The organism is Rhodococcus sp. KRD197, assembly GCF_017168235.1.
In the GTDB taxonomy this organism is placed as follows: Bacteria; Actinomycetota; Actinomycetes; order Mycobacteriales; family Mycobacteriaceae; genus Rhodococcoides.
The window spans coordinates 351,817-369,770 of sequence record NZ_JABFAO010000001.1; the positions used below are offsets into that span (position 1 = coordinate 351,817).

The window sequence follows — 17,954 nt, forward strand, 5'->3', positions numbered from 1 at the left end:
GGTGAATGTGACTTTGGTCACACTTGCCGCCTCGGGGGCGACATCGTGAGGTAAAAGGGGCAATGATCGTGCTGTTTGCCTCAGGCTGCCCTCACCGGCGCCGGCGGCTACTTGGGGGTGGCCAACGCGAATGGAAGCACTGCATCGGCGCCTGCCCCGCGCAGCGCCACCGCCGCGCACGTGAGCGTCCACCCGGTGTCGGTCGACAGGTCGACCAGCAGAATCGGCCCGTCGACACCGGACAGATCGGGTACCTCCCACGAACCCACGAGCCCGGCCACTCGAAACGCCGAGTTCGCGGCAGTCACCACGGGGTGCCCTGGTACCTTGCGCAGGACGCCCAGGTCGTCGAGACGTCCGATGCGGGCCAACTCGCTCGCGATCGACCGAACCAGAACAGGGTGAGAACTCGATTCGAGCGCGATCACCGCGACGGGCCGTTTCTTCCAGTCCCACGACGCCAGCACCTTGATGCAGCCGTCCACCAGCGCCGAAGGCGCGGGCCCGTCCGGTCCGTCGAGCAGTGTGCGCAGACGCCCACCCCAAGCGAGGTCGGTGAGCCGCCCCAGGACGCGCCCGGGCTCCGGGCCGTCAGTGATCTTGCCCGACAGCGTGACGCCCAGCTTCTTCATGCCGGTGGGCCACTGCTTGCGGGGAGCCAGATCGAAACCGGGACGGTCCAGCCGAGCCCGGGTGGTCTCGACAGCGTTCGCGTCCACCTCGACGTCGTACCTCTGCCCGGTGCAGTTGTCACAGCGCCCACAACGGTCGGAGCCGTCAGTGAGCTCAGGATCGTCGAGTTGGCGGCGCAAGAACTCCATCCGACAGCCCTCGGTGCGCTGATAGTCGATCATCGCCTGCTGTTCGGCGTCCCTGGCTTGCTCGAGGCGCTCGTACCGCTCGGCGTCGTACACCCAAGGTTGGCCGGTGGAGATCCAACCGCCTCGGACGCGCTGAACGGCGCCGTCGACATCGAGCACCTTGAGCACCATCTCCAGTCGGCTCCGCCCAAGGTCGACGAGCGGTTCGAGCGCCGGTGTCGACTGCGGCTTTGCCGGATCCAGTGCGTCGATGACCTGCCTGACGACGTGTTCTCGCGGGAAGGCGACCGATGCGAAATAGCTCCATATCTGCTTGTCCTCGTGGCCGGGCAGCAGAATGACATCGGCTCGCTCGGTGGCACGGCCTGCACGACCGACCTGCTGGTAGTACGAGATCGGCGAGGACGGTGCGCCCATGTGCACAACGAAGCCAAGATCCGGCTTGTCGAATCCCATTCCGAGCGCCGAGGTCGCAACCAAAGCTTTGACCTCGTTGTTCAGCAACTCGGACTCGAGCGATTCACGTTCGGTGGTGTCGGTCTGGCCCGTGTATGCCGCGACCGCCAACCCTTGATCGGACAACAGTCCCGCCAGATCTCGAGCCGCGGCGACGGTCAGGGTGTAGATGATGCCGGACCCGGGCAGCGACGCAAGGTGGGAGGCGAGCCAGGCTGCGCGCTCGGTGGCGTTGTCGATCTTCACCACCGACAGGTGCAGTGATTCGCGCTCGAGGCCGCCGCGTAGGACCAACGTGTCGCCGCCGCCGACGCCGAGCTGCGCAGCAACATCGGCGACGACGCGGTCGTTGGCCGTGGCAGTGGTGGCGAGAACCGGAATCCCCTCCCGCAACTCGGATACGAGGGTCCTGATCCGCCGATAGTCCGGACGGAAATCATGACCCCAGTCGGAAACGCAATGCGCCTCGTCGACCACGACGAGCCCGGCGTCGGCGGCCAGCGACGGCAGTACCTGATCGCGGAAGTCGGGGTTGTTGAGCCGCTCGGGGCTCACGAGGAGCACGTCGAGTTCGCCTGCGGTGACGGCCGCGTGAACGTCCTCCCACTCGGTCATGTTGCCGGAGTTGATGGTGGCCGCGCGAACGCCGGCGCGCTCGGCCGATGCCACCTGGTTTCGCATGAGCGCCAACAGAGGCGAGACGATGACCGTCGGGCCGAGACCCTGCGCGCGCAATAGTTTCGCGGCGATGAAGTACACGGCGGACTTGCCCCAGCCCGTGCGCTGCACCACGAGTGCGCGTCTGCGCTGAACCACGAGGGCTTCGATGGCAACCCACTGATCCTCGCGCAGGCTCGCCTCCGGCCCGGCAAGTTCGCGGAGCAGATGCTCGGCGTCTGCGCGCAGATCGGTGGATGCTGTCAGCGAACTGGGTGTGTCGCCGTCGATGCTCATGGCCCCATCCTGCCGCACGGGTCCGACACGACGACCGCCCTCGTTGGAGCGCTAAGCTGATCGCGCACATCGAGGGAGGTGGCATGGTCGACGGTCCGAGCTCCGGTGATCCGCGCGGCGAGCTGCCGATGGACCCCGACGTCGATGATGCTTCGTCCGTTCGCCGCGCCAGCTACGCGTATCTGCGACCGTCGGTGCTGGCTCTGGTGTTCGTCGGGGGAGTGTTCGGCACTCTGGCTCGATACAGCGTGGAGGAAGCGGTTCCACATCGCAGCCCGGACTGGCCGATCGGCACGTTCGCAGTCAACGTCCTCGGCGCCTTTTTGCTGGGTCTGCTGTTGGAAATCCTCATGCGGCGCGGAGCCGACGTCGGGGTACGCAAGAGGGCTCGGTTGCTGCTCGGTACCGGATTCTGCGGCGCATTCACCACCTACAGCACGTTCGCGTTGGAGGCTGTGCTGCTCACCAGGGACGGTCATGCGACTACGGCCCTCGCGTACGGCGTCGCGACCGTCGTACTCGGTGCGGCGGCTGCCTGGCTGGGCATCGTTGCCGGTGCCTCGATGCACCGGAAGGCCTCGATGCACCGGAAGACAGAGGCGCGATGATCGTCGCTCTCCTCGCAGTCGCCGGCGCACTCGGAGCGCTCACTCGGTTCGTGGTCGACTCCTACGTGAAGTCGAAGTTCGCGAACAGTGCGTTCCCGTTCGCAACCGTGGGCATCAACATTTCCGGATCGCTACTACTCGGCTTTCTCGCCGGACTCGTCATGGTGCAAGGCGGCTCGATCGACTTGCAGACTGTCGTCGGCACCGGATTCTGCGGTGGGTACACGACATTCAGCACGGCAAGCTTCGAGACCGTTCGGCTCGTGCAATCGGGAAAGCGCTCGTATGCCCTTGCCAATGCGGTCGGAACACTGGTGCTGTCGGTCGGTGCCTGCGCGGCAGGTTTCGCCCTCGCCGGTTTGCTCTGAGAACTCCGCTATCCGCTGTGTGAGACGGCGATGTCGAGGAAGTCGCGTCGCGGACCACGTAGTGGCTCCTGTTTGTTCCAGACGGCACGAAGTCGGCGGCGCATGGACACGCCGTCGACGTCGATCCGGACGAGGCGTCCGTCCCGCACGTCTGCTTCGACAGCGAGTGAGGATAGTACGGTGGGGGCGTTAGCAGTGATCACGGCGGACTTGATGGCCGTCACCGAATTGAGTTCGAGTAGAGGCGGTTCGGACGGACGGACGGCGCTCTCGTAGGTCGTTCGGGTACCTGAACCCGGCTCGCGTTGCACCAGCGCGGTGCGGGCGAGCTCATCCACCTCGACCGAAGCCCTGCGCGCCCACTCGTGTTCGGGCCCGGTGACCACCACCAACTCGTCGGTCGCGACGACGCGGACGCCGAGACCCGACGGGATGTCCGGGCCCTCGATGAAACCGATGTCGGCTCGACCGTCGAGTACCTGCTGGGCGACCTCGGCGGAGTTCATCAATCTCATCAGAATGTGGACGTCGGGGTGGGAGGTGCGCATGCGCACGATCCAGCCGGGTACCAGGTGCTCGGCGACCGTCATCGATGCCGCGACGGTGAGGTTGGCGCGTTCTTCACGCAGCAGCGACCGCACGCCTGTTGCGAACTTCTCGGCGGCGACGAGTACGTTCTGCGCCCATTCGAGGACGGCTACGCCCTCCGGAGTGAGTGCGACACCGCTGCTGGTGCGCTCGAACACGCGCAGCCCCACATCGCGTTCGGCTGCGCGCACGCGTGCGCTGACTGCCTGCTGACTGAGTCCGAGCTCGCGGCCGGCGGCACTCATGCTGCCCAGGCGCGCAACCGAGACCATCACATCGAGCGCAGCGAGGTCGGGCACCCGGGGTGAGAGCGTCATGCTCAGTACCGTAGCCGCAGATCCCGACCCCGATGATCGATGAATTGTTCAGGCGTCGAACAGGGCCGAGATCGCCTCGCGTGTGCCCGAGGACGCACCGGCGCCGACCCGGGTGGCGGCCACCGCCCCTGCTGCGCAGGCCCAGCGCAGGGCGGGTTTCGGTCCGCGTGCCCATTCCGCTGCGAGTGCCCCGGTGAATGCATCGCCCGCGCCGGTCGTGTCGATCGGGTCGATCTGCGGCGCCGGCACCCGCACACTTTCGTGCGGCCCGGTGTAGTGCGCACCCGATGCGCCCAGCGTGGTGACGACGTGGGGAACAGTCGCCAGGACCGTGGCCCCGAGTGCCTGCGCCTCGGACTCGTTGACGACGAGGATGTCGACTGCGGCGAGGAGGGCGTCCGGCACCGCTTGCACAGGGGAGGGGTTGAGCACCACGAGTGTGTTGTTCGCCCTTGCGTGCACGGCGCCGGACACGACCGTGGACATCGGAATCTCGAACTGGCACAGGAGCAGGTCGGCTTCGGCGATCGCCGCCAGCTCGTCCTCGCTCAGGTCGGTGACCGCGCTGTTCGCGCCGGGGACAACCACGATGGTGTTCTCGCCGTTCGCGTCGACGGTGATGGCCGCGATTCCGCTGGGGCCGGATGCTCGACGAGTCCACCGGGTGTCCACCCCAGCCTCGTCCAGCCGTTGCAGCAGCTCGTCCGCGAAGGGGTCGTCGCCGACAGCGCCCAGGAACGTCGTGATCGCCCCGGAGCGAGCCGAGGCGATGGCCTGGTTCGCGCCCTTGCCTCCCTGGGATGTGTCGAAGGAGCTACCCAGGACGGTCTGTCCCGGCTCCGGCAAGCGTTCGGTGACGGTGGTCAGATCCATGTTGGCACTGCCCAGAACAGCCACGCGGGTCGCAGTCATGGCACGACGATATGCGGTCTTGAAATCCGCGGTTGCAGATTGTTGACAATGTGCAATTTCTCGTCCACCATTGCTCGCATGACAGCGTCGACTCGCCCTCGCCTCAGCCCCGCCCTCAAGCAAGCCACCCCGGTGGTCGTCGACCATGCACTCGGCAGCTGGATCTTCGGCACCGACGGCAAGAAGTACCTCGACTTCACCACCGGCATCGGCGTCACGAGCACCGGCCACTGCCACCCGCGCGTGGTCGAGGCAGCTCGCGAGCAGGTGGGCAAGATCATCCACGCGCAATACACCACCGTGATGCACAAGCCGCTCCTCGAACTCACCGACAAGCTCGGTGACTTCCTGCCCACCGGGCTCGACAGCATCTTCTACGCGAACTCCGGATCGGAGGCCGTCGAAGCCTCCATCCGCCTGGCCCGAATGGCCACCGGCAGGCCGAACATCATCGCCTTCCACGGCGGCTTCCATGGCCGCACCGTCGCCGCCGCATCGCTGACAACCGCGGGGACGAAGTTCCGCTCCGGTTTCTCACCCATCATGGGCGGCGTGCACATCGCGCCGTTCCCGTACGCATTTCGCTACGGGTGGGACATGGAGACGGCCGTGAAATTCGCACTCGACGAACTCGACTACCTGCTCGCGACGATCTCGAGCCCGGCCGATACGGCGGCGTTCATCATCGAGCCGGTCCTGGGCGACGGTGGTTACCTGCCGACGCCGCCGGCATTCCTCGAAGGACTTCGCCGACGCGCCGACGAGCACGACATCCTGCTGATCATCGACGAGGTCCAGGCAGGCGTCGGTCGTACCGGAAAATTCTGGGGCCACGAGCACTCCACGGCGAAACCCGACATCGTCATCACTGCAAAGGGCCTGGCGTCGGGGTTCCCGATCTCTGCGATCGCGGCGTCGACAGAGTTGATGTCCAAGGCATGGCCAGGTTCGCAGGGTGGGACGTACGGCGGTAACGCGGTCGCCGCCGCTGCCGCTGTTGCGACGCTGGACGTCGTGCGTGACGAGGGCCTGGTGGAGAACGCGGCCGTCCAAGGCGCCGTCCTTCTCGACGGCTTGAAGGCGCTGAAGGAGCAGTACTGGGCGATCGGAGACGCGCGCGGTCTGGGACTGATGCAGGCCCTCGAGTTCGTCGACGAAAACGGCAAGCCCGACGCTGCGGCGGCTGCGCGGGTGCAGCAGACTGCCATCTCGGAGGGCCTGCTCCTGCTGACCTGCGGTGCCTTCGGCAACGTCGTTCGCGTCATTCCCGCGCTCGTGGTGACCGAGGCCGAGATCGCGGAGGGTGTGGATGCGATCGCGCGAACCCTGAAGCGGTCGCTGTGACGGTTGTAGGGGCCGAGCACCCGATACTCCACGCACTGCGCGGCACGGGAGCGGAGGTCGACTTCTCCTCGCGCCGCCGTTCGGAGTATTCCTACGATGCCTCCAACTACCGTGTCCCGCCGGTGGCGGTGGTGTTCCCGCGCTCTGCTGAGGACGTGCAGGCGACGATGCGCGTGTGTGCCGCTGCGGGCGTCCCGGTGATCAGCCGTGGAGGTGGGACGTCGATGGCAGGCAACGCAATCGGCGCAGGTGTCGTCCTGGACTTCTCGCGGCACATGAACCGGGTGCTGGCCGTCGACGAGGTCTCGCGAACCGCCGTCGTGCAACCCGGTGTCGTGATCTCCGAACTGGCGGAGTCGGTTTCGGCTGCTACGTCCGGAACCCTGACCTACGCCCCGGATCCATCGAGCAAATCGCGGGCGACGGTCGGCGGAGCCGTGGGAAACGATGCCTGCGGCAATCACTCCGTTCGCTACGGCCGCACTGCCGATCACACGGTATCTCTCGATGTGGTCACGGCAGACGGATACCTTTTGCGCGCAACGCGTTCCGGTCTCGAAGCTGTTGATCCGACCGACTCGGCCGCGACGTCGTCGGCGGCCCGAATCACCGCTGAGCTCGAGGCGCTCGTGGCGCAGAACCTTGCAGGTTTCCGGCTCGAGCTCGGCCGCATCGCGCGGCAGGTGTCCGGGTTTCACCTGTCGACCTTACTGCCGGAGAACGGGTTCGACGTCGCGCGCGCACTCGTCGGGAGTGAAGGCACGTGTGCCGTCGTGGTGGCGGTTACCGTCGCCCTGGTTCCGGTACCTCCTGCGGCACTGCTGCTCTGCCTCGGTTACGAGGACGTCGTCGAGGCCGCCGAGGACGTGATGACCATTCTGGAGTTCGCGCCCGCCGCGGTGGAAGGTATCGACGAGAAGATCGTCGAGACGATGCAGTTTCGCCGTGGGGCGGATGCGGTTCGCGGACTGCCGTCCGGCAACGCCTGGTTGTACGTCGACCTCGACGGCGAGAACGTGGCCGAGGTCGAGGGAAAGGCGAAGGATCTCCTCGCACGGCTGATCGAGCGCGGCAGGTTGAAGGACGGCCGGGTTGTAGCCGATGCGGCAGAGCGCAAATCGCTGTGGCGCGTGCGCGAAGACGGGGCGGGTCTGTCGGCACGGCTGGGCGGCGGAACCACCGCCCTCACCGAATCGTGGCCCGGTTGGGAGGATTCGGCTGTCGCACCGGAGAACCTCGCGGCCTATCTCGCCGATTTTCGTGATCTGCTTGCCGCACATTCGCTGACGGGAGTGATGTACGGGCACTTCGGGGCCGGATGCATGCACGTACGCATCACGTTCGATCAACGCACCGAAAGCGGCCGAACCGTCATGCGCGCGTTCCTACGCGAGGCGGCGGCGTTGGTGGTCCGACACGGCGGATCGTTGTCCGGTGAACACGGTGACGGACGTGCCCGCTCGGAACTGCTCCCGGTGATGTACTCGGAGGCGATGCTCGACGCGTTCGCGCGATTCAAGACGATCTGGGATCCCGCAGGAACGCTCAACCCCGGCAGCATCGTCGATCCCGTACCGATGATGGACAATCTGTCGCTGCAGGGGATCCCATCGCGGGAATGGAAGACGACCTTCGATCTCCATCAGATCGGAACCGGACCCGATCTCGACCCGTTCGTCCATGCGACGCAGGCGTGCGTCGGTGTCGGGCGCTGCCGATCGAGCAGTGGCGGCGTCATGTGTCCGAGCTTCCGCGCCACCGGTGACGAGAAGGACTCCACACGTGGACGTGCCCGCGTGCTGGCGGAGATGGTGCGTACTTCGCCGACCATTGCCGACGGCTGGGCCTCGGAGGATGTCAAGCAATCACTGGATCTGTGTCTGTCCTGCAAGGCGTGCTCGTCGGACTGCCCGGTCGGCGTCGACATGGCAACGTACAAGGCAGAATTCCTCGATCACCACTACGCCCGAAAGCTGCGGCCGCTCTCGCACTATTCGCTCGGATGGCTTCCTCGATGGCTGACGATCACCTCTCGAACGGCCCCGATCCTCAACCGCCTGCTCACACCGCGAATGGGAGTGCTCGCAGCCAAGCTGGGTGGTCTGACCACCGAGCGGTCACTGCCACGCTTCGCCTCACGCAAGCAATTGCGGGCCCAGACGGCGGAGTCGGTACCGGGCGGAGACGTCGTACTGTTCGTCGACTCGTTCACCAAGGGTTTCCGGCCCGAGGTGGTGGGCGCGGCGATTCGCGTGCTCGGTGATGCCGGCCGCTCGGCCGAGTGCAGCACCGACGCATGCTGCGGCCTGACCTGGATTTCGACAGGTCAGCTGGCCGCCGCCCGCACCCGACTCAGCGGCGCCGCCGAGGCACTCGACGACGGAACGGACCGCCCGATCGTCGTCCTGGAACCCAGTTGCGCGGCCGCAATGAAGAAGGACCTGCCGGAGCTGGTGAACTCCGATGCCGCCCGTCGTGTCGCCGCCCGGGTACAAAGTTTCGCCGGCGCGGTCATCGACCAGGCTCGCGGAGGGTGGACACCGTCCGCGCAGGTACCGACAGCGGTGACGGTGCAGACGCACTGTCACGAATATGCGGTGTTCGGCGAGGCGACGCAGCGAAAAGCCCTCGCCGCGGTCGGCATCGACACCGTCGACGAAGCTACCGGGTGCTGCGGCGTCGCAGGCAATTTCGGCTTCGAACCGAATCACTTCGAGATCAGCATGAAGGTAGCCGAGCAGGCTCTCGCTCCGGCGCTCCGACGGGCCGGTGACAACCCGATCCTCACCGACGGCTTCTCCTGCCACATGCAGGTGCGCGAACTGACCGGTGACCACACCGCGGGAGCCTCGACGCACCTGGCGCACATACTCGACCCCCGTACCGAATTCGAACCACGTACAGATGGAGAGGACGCACCCTCGTGACCACATCCTTGACGCCCACCGCAATCGAGACACCCACCGCACTGTTCATCGGCGGCAGTTGGCGGCCCGCCGAAAGCAGTGCCACGTTCGATGTCATCGACCCGGCGACGGGTGAGGTCATCGCAGAGGTCGCCGACGGCAGCGTCGTCGACGCCGAGGCTGCCCTGACCGCAGCCGCAGACGCTCAGCGGGCATGGGCTGCGACAGCACCGAGGGAACGCAGCGTGATTCTGCGCCGTGCGTTCGACGGGATCATCGAACGCACCGAGGAACTCGCCCGGATCATCACCGCCGAGATGGGCAAGCCACTCGCCGATGCTCGCGGGGAGGTCGCGTATGCAGCCGAGTTCTTCCGATGGTTTTCCGAGGAGGCAGTGCGCATTTCCGGCGACCACACGTTGACCGGCGACGGCAAGAACCGGATCATCGTGACACGCGAACCCGTCGGGCCGTGCATTCTGGTGACGCCCTGGAACTTTCCGCTGGCAATGGGTACTCGAAAGATCGGCCCGGCTCTGGCGGCAGGGTGCACGGTGGTGTTCAAGCCGGCCGAGCAGACACCGCTGACCGCCCTGGCGCTGGCAGAGATTCTTGCCGATGCCGGTGTTCCCGACGGTGTGGTCAATGTCGTCCCCACCACCGATGCAGCCGGTGTGGTCGGCTCGTGGATGGCCAGCGGACAGGCACGCAAGATCAGCTTCACCGGATCGACCGAAGTCGGGAAGATCCTGCTCGCGCAGGCTGCACCGACCGTGATGCGCACCTCGATGGAACTCGGCGGCAACGCACCCTTCATCGTCGCTTTCGATGCCGATATCGACAAGGCGGTGGACGGCGCCATGGTCGCGAAGATGCGGAACATGGGGGAGGCCTGCACCGCCGCCAACCGGTTCTTCGTGCATCGCAGTGTCGCCGTCGAGTTCGCCGAGAAGCTCGGGTCCAGGATGGGCGCGCTCGAGGTGGGTGCAGGTAGCGCCGACGGGGTGGAGGTCGGGCCTCTCATCGACCAGGACGGACGTGCCAAGGTACAGCGACTCGTCGACGACGCGGTCGAGCGCGGCGCACGCGCGGTTGTCGGAGGCAAGGAGGGTGCCGGACCCGGATACTTCTACCCGCCAACCGTGTTGGACTGCGTGAATCCGACATCCGAGCTGATGTCCACCGAGATCTTCGGGCCCGTGGCGGCCGTGGTGCCCTACGACACCGAGGACGAGGTCATCGCGTTGGCCAACGACACCGAGTGGGGCCTGGTCGGCTACGTGTTCACTCAGGACATCGACCGCGCCCTGCGGATGGGGGAGCGGCTCGAGGTGGGAATGGTCGGCATCAACACCGGCCTGGTATCGAATCCGGCTGCACCCTTCGGCGGCGTCAAGCAGTCCGGGTTGGGTCGCGAAGGTGGCAAAGTCGGTATCGACGAGTTCCTGGAGTACAAGTACTTCGCTATTCCCCGCTCATGACCGACTCTCGCTCGTGATCGAGTCTCGGGTTGTGCTGCAATCCGGGTTCACAGAAGGAGGTTCTTTCGATGGTTCATTCTCGAAGACTCACACCGCTCAATGCGCGCAACACCTCTATGGTGATCGCCGACCAGATTCGCGATCGCATCATCGACGGCTCGTATTCGCCGGGCGAGCAGATCAACGAAGCGAACGTTGCTGCTCAACTCGAGATTTCTCGCGGACCGGTGCGCGAGGCGCTGCAACGTCTCAACCAGGAGGGTCTGCTGGTGAGCTACCGCAATCGCGGTGTGTTCGTGGTGGAGCTCAGCAGCGATGACGTCGCCGAGATCTATGAGTCTCGTGCGGCCATCGAGGTGGGCGCCGCGTGGACGTTGGTGCACGGCGATCCGACGGTGTTGAAGGACACGGCCGTGGAACTGTCCGCGATCGTCACGCAGATGCAGCCGTTCATCGACAAGGCCGACTGGCTGGGACTGGCCGAACGCGATCTGGCGTTCCACACTGCTTTGGTGGCCGCGACAGGTAACAGTCGTATGTCACGCATGTATGCCACGCTCGCTGCGGAGGCGCGCATCTGTATGGCAAATCTCGAAACCGCGTACTTTCGGCCCGAAGCGCTGGTCGAGGAGCATCAGCTCCTGGTAGATCTGCTGGTCGGTGGCGACTGGGCCGCTATGGAAGCCGGTGTGCACGAGCACATGGACACCGCTATCGAAGACCTGACGCGCGCGATGCGCGACGAGGCCGCAAAACTCGCAGATTCCGTTCTCGCCGAACCGTCCTGACGCAACGCAGAAGTTACACGACTCGTCTTGCAGTAATACCGCCCTCCGCTTAGCCTGATTGTCAACAATCTGCAAAACGCATACGGGCTGGTCCTCCACACCCGCAATGCCTCGAGAGGGGGTACCAGTGAACGAGAACGACTACCACGAAGCGGCACTCACCAGCGCGGTCGGAGCCGATCACGCGCCAGGGCTTGCCGAATACTTCGATTCGCCCAACAGCACGCCGATCACGTTCACCGACAGCGAGTACTCCACCCGGCTTGCATCGGTACGAACGCGGATGGCGTTCCAGAATTTGACCGCGTTGATCGTCACGGACCCATCGAACCTGTACTACCTGACCGGCTACAACGCTCTGTCGTTCTACACGCCACAGATGCTGTACGTCCCGCTCGAGGGTGACCTCTACTTCTTCGCACGCGAGATGGATGCCAACGGCGCATTTCGCACGTCCTGGCTTCCCGACGAGCAGACGTTCGGGTACCCCGAGACATTCGTTCAACGAAAGGACACCCATCCCTTCGTGTGGGTGTCCCAGAAGCTCCGAGAACTGGGTGTGGTCAACAACTTCTCGCACGGTCAGGTCGGCCTCGAGATGGACTCCTACTACTTCAGCCCCAAGGCTTTCGAAGCACTCGTCAAATCACTCCCCGAGTACCGCTTCACCGACTCCTACGAGCTCATCAACTGGGTTCGAGTGGTCAAATCCCCGGCGGAGATCGATCTCATGCGCGGTGCCGCACTCGTCTGCAATTCGGCGATGACAGCGGCCTTCGAGTCGATCGCTGTGGGCGCGCGTCAGTGCGACGCCGCCGCTGCGATCACGAACGCGCAGATCAAAGGAACGTCCGATTTCGGCGGTGACCACCCCGCCATCGTGCCGATGCTGCCGACCGGCGCGGGTGCCGACACCCCGCATCTGACGTGGTCCGATCAGGTCTTCCTCGGCGGCGAGACCACGGTGGTGGAACTGGCCGGCGTGTTCCGCCGTTACCACGTTCCGATGGCGCGCACGATCGTGCTCGGTAAGCCGAGCGCGCGTCTGGACTACCTCGCAAAGTCCACCGGTGACGCGCTGAACGAAGTTCTCGCAGAGGTTCGACCAGGGGCGACCACCACCGAGTTGGCCCAGGTCTGGAATGTCAGCCTCGCCAAGCACGGACTGCACAAACCGTCGCGAATCGGCTACTCGATCGGCATCGCATACGCCCCCGACTGGGGCGAGCGGACGGTGAGCATCCGTACGGACGACGACACGGTCCTCACCGAGAACATGACATTCCACATCATCGGCGGAATGTGGATGGACGACTACGGATACGAGGTGTCCGAGGCCGTACGTGTGACCGACAGCGGTGTGGAGACCTTCACCGACTACCCGCGACACCTACTGACGAAGGAGTGAGACATGATCGCCACCACCATTCCATGGTCCCTGCGCACCGACAAGCTGGTGGGGTCGGTGATCGATTCGTCGACATCGCTGCTCGCCGCGCAGAAACATGACATCGTTCGCTTCGCGATGGGCTCACCGGCCGCAGAAACGGTTCCAGCAGCAGCATTTTCGGATATCGCATCGACGGTGATGACATCGGACGCGATGGATTACGGGGCCACCGAAGGAGATCCGCGCCTGCTCGATTCCTTGATCGGGTACCTCGACTCGGTGGGCGAGCCGTCCTCGGCCGATCGGATCGTGATCACCTCCGGTGGAATGCAGGGCCTCGATCTCGCCTGCAAGCTGTTCGTCGATCCAGGTGATCTCGTCATCGTCGAGAGCCCCACGTACACGAACGGGACTGCCACGGTGCTCAGTTACGGCGGCGACGTGCTGGAAGCGCCGATGGACGCCGACGGGCTGGTCGTCGAGGCTCTCGAAGACCTCGTCGAGCAGGCCGGCCGTCGGCCGAAGATGATCTACGTCATCCCCAACTTCCAGAATCCCTCGGGCACAACGATGTCGCAGGCTCGGCGTGTACTCCTGCTTGAGCTGGCGCACAAATGGGGCTCGATCATTCTCGACGACGATCCATACGGTCTCTTGCGGTTCGAGGGTGAGCACATTCCGAGTTTCGCCGCGCTGAGTCCGAACGACCCACTGCTCTTTTCGGTCCGAACCTTCTCCAAGATGATTGCGCCCGGCCTGCGAGTCGGCTGGGTGGACGCAGCTCCCGAGGCGCGACAGCTGTTGATCAACGCCAAGCAGGCGATGGACACGTGCACCAATCTTCCGGCTCAACGGATGATCGCCGAGTTCATCGACAGGGGCCACCTCGCAACACACATCACCTCCCTGGCCGGGGTGTATCGCCCGCGCAAGGTCGCGATGCAGCGGAGCCTGAAGAAGTACTTCGGGGACCTCGTGTCGACGACCGATCCGGAGGGTGGGTTCTTCCTCTGGGCAACGCTGCGCGGCAGTGCCGCATCGATATCGACGCAGGACCTCTTCGAGGTCGCGCTCGCCGAAGGGGTCGCCTACATTCCAGGACCGGCGCTGTCGGTCGGGGGTAAGTTTCACGACTCGCTTCGCCTGTGCTTCGCATCCTCGAGCCCGGAGCGGATCGACGAGGGCGTCAAGAGGCTTGCGGCGGCGGTGGACAAGGCGACTTCGATGCTCGCCAGCGACCCCACTCGATGACACGGCCCGACTCGAGTTCGCTGGAGCAGCTCCTGCTCGCCAGCATCGACGCCGACGACATCGTCTCGCTGGCGTCGGCGCTGATCGATGCCGGTGGCGAGAACCCCGGCGACACCGAGCAATCCGTGGCGAACGTTCTCGTCGACAGGTGTAGATCGCTGGGCTTCGACATCGAGATCGAGGAGATTGCGCCGAACCGCCCCAACGTGATCGTCAGTATCGGTGGCTCGGATCGGCCCGGCTTGCTGTTCGTCGGACACTCCGATGTCGTGCCCGCGGGCGGAGGCTGGACCACCGACCCTTTCGAGGCAGTGGTGCACGGCGGCCGACTGTACGGCCGCGGGGCCTGCGATATGAAAGGTGGGCTGGCCGCAGTCGTGATCGCGATGGCTGCGCTGAAACATTGTGGTGCAGTGGGTGATGCGCCGATTTCCCTGGCGTGTCTCGTCGACGAAGAGGAGACGGGAATCGGGATCCGCGCGTTCGTCCGCGCCCCCGCCCGGCGCCGGTACTCGCATTGCGTCGTCGCCGAACCGACCGACCTGGTGACCATCACCGGGTGCCGGGGCGCAGCTAATCTCGAGATTACGGTGACCGGCCGATCGGCACACGCCGGACGACCCAGCAACGGACGCAACGCCGTATCAGCGGCTGCGCGAATCGTCGTCCTCATCGACTCCCTTGCGTCGGAACTACGCGCGTGCGCTGATCCACTGCTCGGGCCCGCCACCTGGAATGTCGGGACGATCGAGGGCGGTACCGGTACATCGATGGTGGCCGACCGGTGCGTGCTCACGGCCGACCGCCGGCTCCTCCCGGGGGAGAACGCTGCGGACATCGCGGCGCAACTGAAAACCCGCATCGCTGCGGCAGGTATCGGCGGCGACGGGATCGAGGTGGAAGTAAGTGTGTCGATGGACATGCCTGGCTTCTCCACCAGCGACCGTGCCGAGCTCTGTATCGCGGCGGTAGAAGCGGTGACCGACGCAGTCTCACCCCGCGGGACCGACGTGTGGACGGCCTCGTGTGACGGCGGTTTCATCGCAAGGGACCTGGGTATGCCGACCATCGTGTTGGGGCCGGGAGAGATCGAAACTCAAGCGCACCAGCCCGACGAGTCGGTCTCGGTCGATCAATTGCGTGACAGCGCAAGGGCGTACGTACTTCTGGCGTCCAGACTCATCACGTCACCAGCAGTTATGGCACAAAGTACGGGGTAGCGCCAGAACGGCACAAGTGCGTTCCGTAAGGTCGAGCGCTGCACAGAACCAACCCGACGCTCCATATTTTCCCACGAAGCGAAAGGTATTGGACGTGACGCAGTCACCCAGCAACCTTGCCGGCAGTAAAGATTCCGACAATTCGACCACCGGATATCCGCCGAATCATCACGATCTGAGTCCAGACGAAAGCAAGATTCTCCACCGCGCCGTCGGGGGGTCCGCTCTCGGTAACGCTGTGGAGTGGTTCGACTACGCGGTCTACGGCTACCTGGCCGTGTACATCGCCGCCAACTTCTTCCCGTCGGAGGATGGTGGCGCGAGTCTGCTCTCGACATTCGCGGTGCTCGCGGCATCGTTCATCATCCGCCCGATCGGCGGAATCGTGCTCGGGCCACTGGGTGACCGGATCGGACGCCAAAAGGTTCTGGTGCTCACCATCACACTGATGTCGTTGGCCACCGCGACCATCGGGTTGTTGCCCACGTTCGACACCATCGGGATCCTGGCACCGATCTTGCTGCTGATGTGTCGTCTGGTGCAGGGGTTCTCCACCGGTGGCGAATACGGCGGCGCGGCGGTGTTCATGGCCGAATACGCGCCGGACAAGCGGCGCGGATTCTTCGGATCGTTCCTCGAATTCGGCACCCTGGCCGGCACAGTCGCCGGCGCCACACTGGTCACGCTGCTCAACCTCGGACTCGGAGACGAGACGATGGAAGCCTGGGGCTGGCGAATCCCGTTCCTGGTGACCCTCCCGCTCGGTATCGTGGCACTGTGGCTGCGCACCAGACTCGACGACCCACCGGTCTTCGCCGAAGCCAAAGCCGAGGGCGGCACCGTCTCCACCGAGGGCGCGGCAGGTGGCGCGATCGAGTCGCTGAAGTTCACCCTCACCTACTGGCAGCGAATCCTGATTCTCATGGGATTCGTTCTGCTGCTGAACATCGCCTACTACACGGTGCTGACGTTCCTGCCGACGTATCTCAGCGATACCCTCGGCCACAGCACAACTCAGTCCAACTTCACCCTGGTCGTCATCATGCTCATCATGATGGCAATCATCTCGCCGATCGGTGCCCTGTCGGACCGAATCGGGCGCAAGCCGCTGCTGCTCGCAGCCTGCATCGGGTTTTTCGTGTTCAGCGTCCCGCTGTTCCTGCTGATCATCAACACCGGTCTGGTCGGGCAGTCGATCGGACTGCTCGGACTCGGACTGCTGCTCGTGACGATGACCTCGTGCATTTCGTCCACCCTTCCGGCGTTGTTCCCCACCCAGGTTCGCTACGGCGGCTTCGCAATCGGGTACAACCTGTCCACATCGTTGTTCGGCGGGACAGCGCCGCTGATCCTGACCTTCCTGATCGACAAGACCGGATCGAATCTGATCCCGGGCTGGTACATGATGCTCGCCGCGGCGATCGCGTTCGTCCCGATTCTGCTCATGCCCGAGACGGCTGGTCGCTCGCTACGTGGCACCCAATGCCCGGGTGAGAACGACGACGAGGTTGCCGCTGCCGGATACGAACTAGTGGGGTACAAGCGCCGATGACGACGAAACCAGTGGTAGTGGTGCTGCACGCAGACAACCTTCCCGAGCACATGGACTCCGTCTCCGCAGTGGCCGAGGTGCGCTACGCCACGGCCGAGAACCTCGGCGACGCGATGCCCGGCGCGGACGTGCTACTGCTCTGGGACTTCTTTTCGCCCGCGGTGCGGCGCGTGTGGGATCGATGCGACTCGTTGAAGTGGATTCACATCGCCGCTGCGGGTGTCGATTCGCTGATGTTCGACGAGCTCGTGCAATCCGAGGTCATGGTGACCAACTCGCGCGGAATCTTCGACCGCCCCATAGCGGAATTCGTCCTCGGGCAGATCCTCGCGTTCGCGAAGGACTCGGCACGCTCGGCCGATCTGCAACAGAGGAAGGTCTGGAAGCACCGCGAGACCGAGCGCATCGATACCGCGCACGCGATGATCCTCGGCACCGGAGCCATCGGGCGTGAGATCGCACGGTTGTTGTCGGCGGTGGGAATGTCGGTATCCGGGGTGGGACGCACCGCACGCGGCGGCGATACGGACTTCGGGGTCGTGCACGCCAGTTCCGAACTGTCCCAGGTCGTTCACGACGTGGACTACCTCGTACTGGTCGCGCCGCTGACGGATGCGACCAGAGGGGTGGTCGACTCCGAGGTTCTCGGCGCAGCGAAACCCGGTGTGCGCGTGATCAATGTGGGACGGGGTGAACTGCTCGATACCGAAGCGCTCCTGACACACATGCGCTCCGGGCAGGTCGCCGGCGCGGCGCTCGACGTGTTCGAGCAGGAGCCGGTGCCGGAGGACAGCCCGGTGTGGACCACCGAGAACCTCGTGATGACGCCGCACATGTGTGGAGACGCGCTCGGCTGGCGCACACGGCTGGCTGAATTGTTCGTGGAGAATTTCGAACGGTTCGGACGCGGCGAGGACCTGAAGAACGTCGTCGACAAGCGACTCGGGTTCGTGCCGTAGCGGTGACTCGGGTGCGTCCCGTACCACTGACTAGTGTGT

14 protein-coding genes are annotated in these 17,954 nt (G+C 64.9%); 11 read left to right on the forward strand and 3 right to left on the reverse strand.

Features of this window, described 5'->3' with window-relative positions:
- Nucleotides 1-107: 107 nt before the first annotated feature.
- Nucleotides 108-2,231, reverse strand: coding sequence for a RecQ family ATP-dependent DNA helicase (locus J1M86_RS01635; protein ID WP_241259405.1), 2,124 nt, complete (start codon nt 2,229-2,231; stop codon nt 108-110).
- A gap of 83 nt (nt 2,232-2,314) precedes the next feature.
- On the opposite strand from J1M86_RS01635, the gene crcB (J1M86_RS01640) reads away from it, so the two are divergent.
- Both crcB (J1M86_RS01640) and crcB (J1M86_RS01645) read left to right on the forward strand, forming a co-directional pair.
- On the forward strand, nt 2,315-2,839 hold the full coding sequence (gene crcB, locus J1M86_RS01640; RefSeq protein ID WP_241259406.1) for a fluoride efflux transporter CrcB: 525 nt from the start codon (nt 2,315-2,317) through the stop codon (nt 2,837-2,839).
- A complete protein-coding gene (gene crcB, locus J1M86_RS01645) occupies nt 2,836-3,207 on the forward strand; it encodes a fluoride efflux transporter CrcB (protein WP_075839355.1) in 372 nt (123 codons plus the stop codon). The genes crcB (J1M86_RS01640) and crcB (J1M86_RS01645) overlap by 4 nt, the downstream gene beginning before the upstream one ends.
- 8 nt (nt 3,208-3,215) lie before the next feature.
- Here the strand turns inward: crcB (J1M86_RS01645) and J1M86_RS01650 are convergent, their stop codons facing one another.
- Both J1M86_RS01650 and J1M86_RS01655 read right to left on the reverse strand, forming a co-directional pair.
- A complete protein-coding gene (locus J1M86_RS01650) occupies nt 3,216-4,112 on the reverse strand; it encodes a LysR family transcriptional regulator (protein WP_075839354.1) in 897 nt (298 codons plus the stop codon).
- Between the two features lie 48 nt (nt 4,113-4,160).
- Complete coding sequence (locus tag J1M86_RS01655) at nt 4,161-5,024, reverse strand: ribokinase (protein WP_206508566.1); 864 nt, start codon at nt 5,022-5,024, stop codon at nt 4,161-4,163.
- Nucleotides 5,025-5,102: 78 nt separating this feature from the next.
- Here J1M86_RS01655 and J1M86_RS01660 point away from each other — a divergent pair, with 78 nt between their 5' ends.
- The 9 genes from J1M86_RS01660 (at nt 5,103) to J1M86_RS01700 (ending at nt 17,915) form a co-directional block, all read left to right on the forward strand.
- The gene (locus tag J1M86_RS01660; protein ID WP_075839353.1) at nt 5,103-6,368 is read left to right on the forward strand and encodes an aspartate aminotransferase family protein; all 1,266 of its coding nucleotides are present in this window, start codon (nt 5,103-5,105) and stop codon (nt 6,366-6,368) included.
- Nucleotides 6,365-9,295, forward strand: a complete 2,931-nt coding sequence (locus J1M86_RS01665; protein WP_206508567.1) for an FAD-binding and (Fe-S)-binding domain-containing protein — start codon at nt 6,365-6,367, stop codon at nt 9,293-9,295. The genes J1M86_RS01660 and J1M86_RS01665 overlap by 4 nt, the downstream gene beginning before the upstream one ends.
- Nucleotides 9,292-10,755: an NAD-dependent succinate-semialdehyde dehydrogenase gene (locus tag J1M86_RS01670; RefSeq protein ID WP_206508568.1), complete on the forward strand. Its 1,464-nt coding sequence runs from the start codon at nt 9,292-9,294 to the stop codon at nt 10,753-10,755. The genes J1M86_RS01665 and J1M86_RS01670 overlap by 4 nt, the downstream gene beginning before the upstream one ends.
- Before the next feature lie 68 nt (nt 10,756-10,823).
- Nucleotides 10,824-11,543, forward strand: a complete 720-nt coding sequence (locus tag J1M86_RS01675; RefSeq protein WP_241259407.1) for a GntR family transcriptional regulator — start codon at nt 10,824-10,826, stop codon at nt 11,541-11,543.
- Nucleotides 11,544-11,772: 229 nt separating this feature from the next.
- A complete protein-coding gene (locus J1M86_RS01680; protein ID WP_294634568.1) occupies nt 11,773-12,951 on the forward strand; it encodes a Xaa-Pro peptidase family protein in 1,179 nt (392 codons plus the stop codon).
- A 3-nt stretch (nt 12,952-12,954) separates the two neighbouring features.
- Nucleotides 12,955-14,184, forward strand: coding sequence for a PLP-dependent aminotransferase family protein (locus J1M86_RS01685; RefSeq protein ID WP_075840382.1), 1,230 nt, complete (start codon nt 12,955-12,957; stop codon nt 14,182-14,184).
- Nucleotides 14,181-15,404, forward strand: a complete 1,224-nt coding sequence (locus J1M86_RS01690) for a M20 family metallopeptidase (RefSeq protein ID WP_206508570.1) — start codon at nt 14,181-14,183, stop codon at nt 15,402-15,404. Before J1M86_RS01685 ends, J1M86_RS01690 begins: the two co-directional genes overlap by 4 nt.
- Nucleotides 15,405-15,498: 94 nt before the next feature.
- A complete protein-coding gene (locus J1M86_RS01695; protein WP_307786499.1) occupies nt 15,499-16,956 on the forward strand; it encodes an MFS transporter in 1,458 nt (485 codons plus the stop codon).
- Nucleotides 16,953-17,915, forward strand: coding sequence for a D-2-hydroxyacid dehydrogenase (locus tag J1M86_RS01700; RefSeq protein WP_075840383.1), 963 nt, complete (start codon nt 16,953-16,955; stop codon nt 17,913-17,915). Before J1M86_RS01695 ends, J1M86_RS01700 begins: the two co-directional genes overlap by 4 nt.
- The last annotated feature ends 39 nt before the right edge of the window (nt 17,916-17,954 follow it).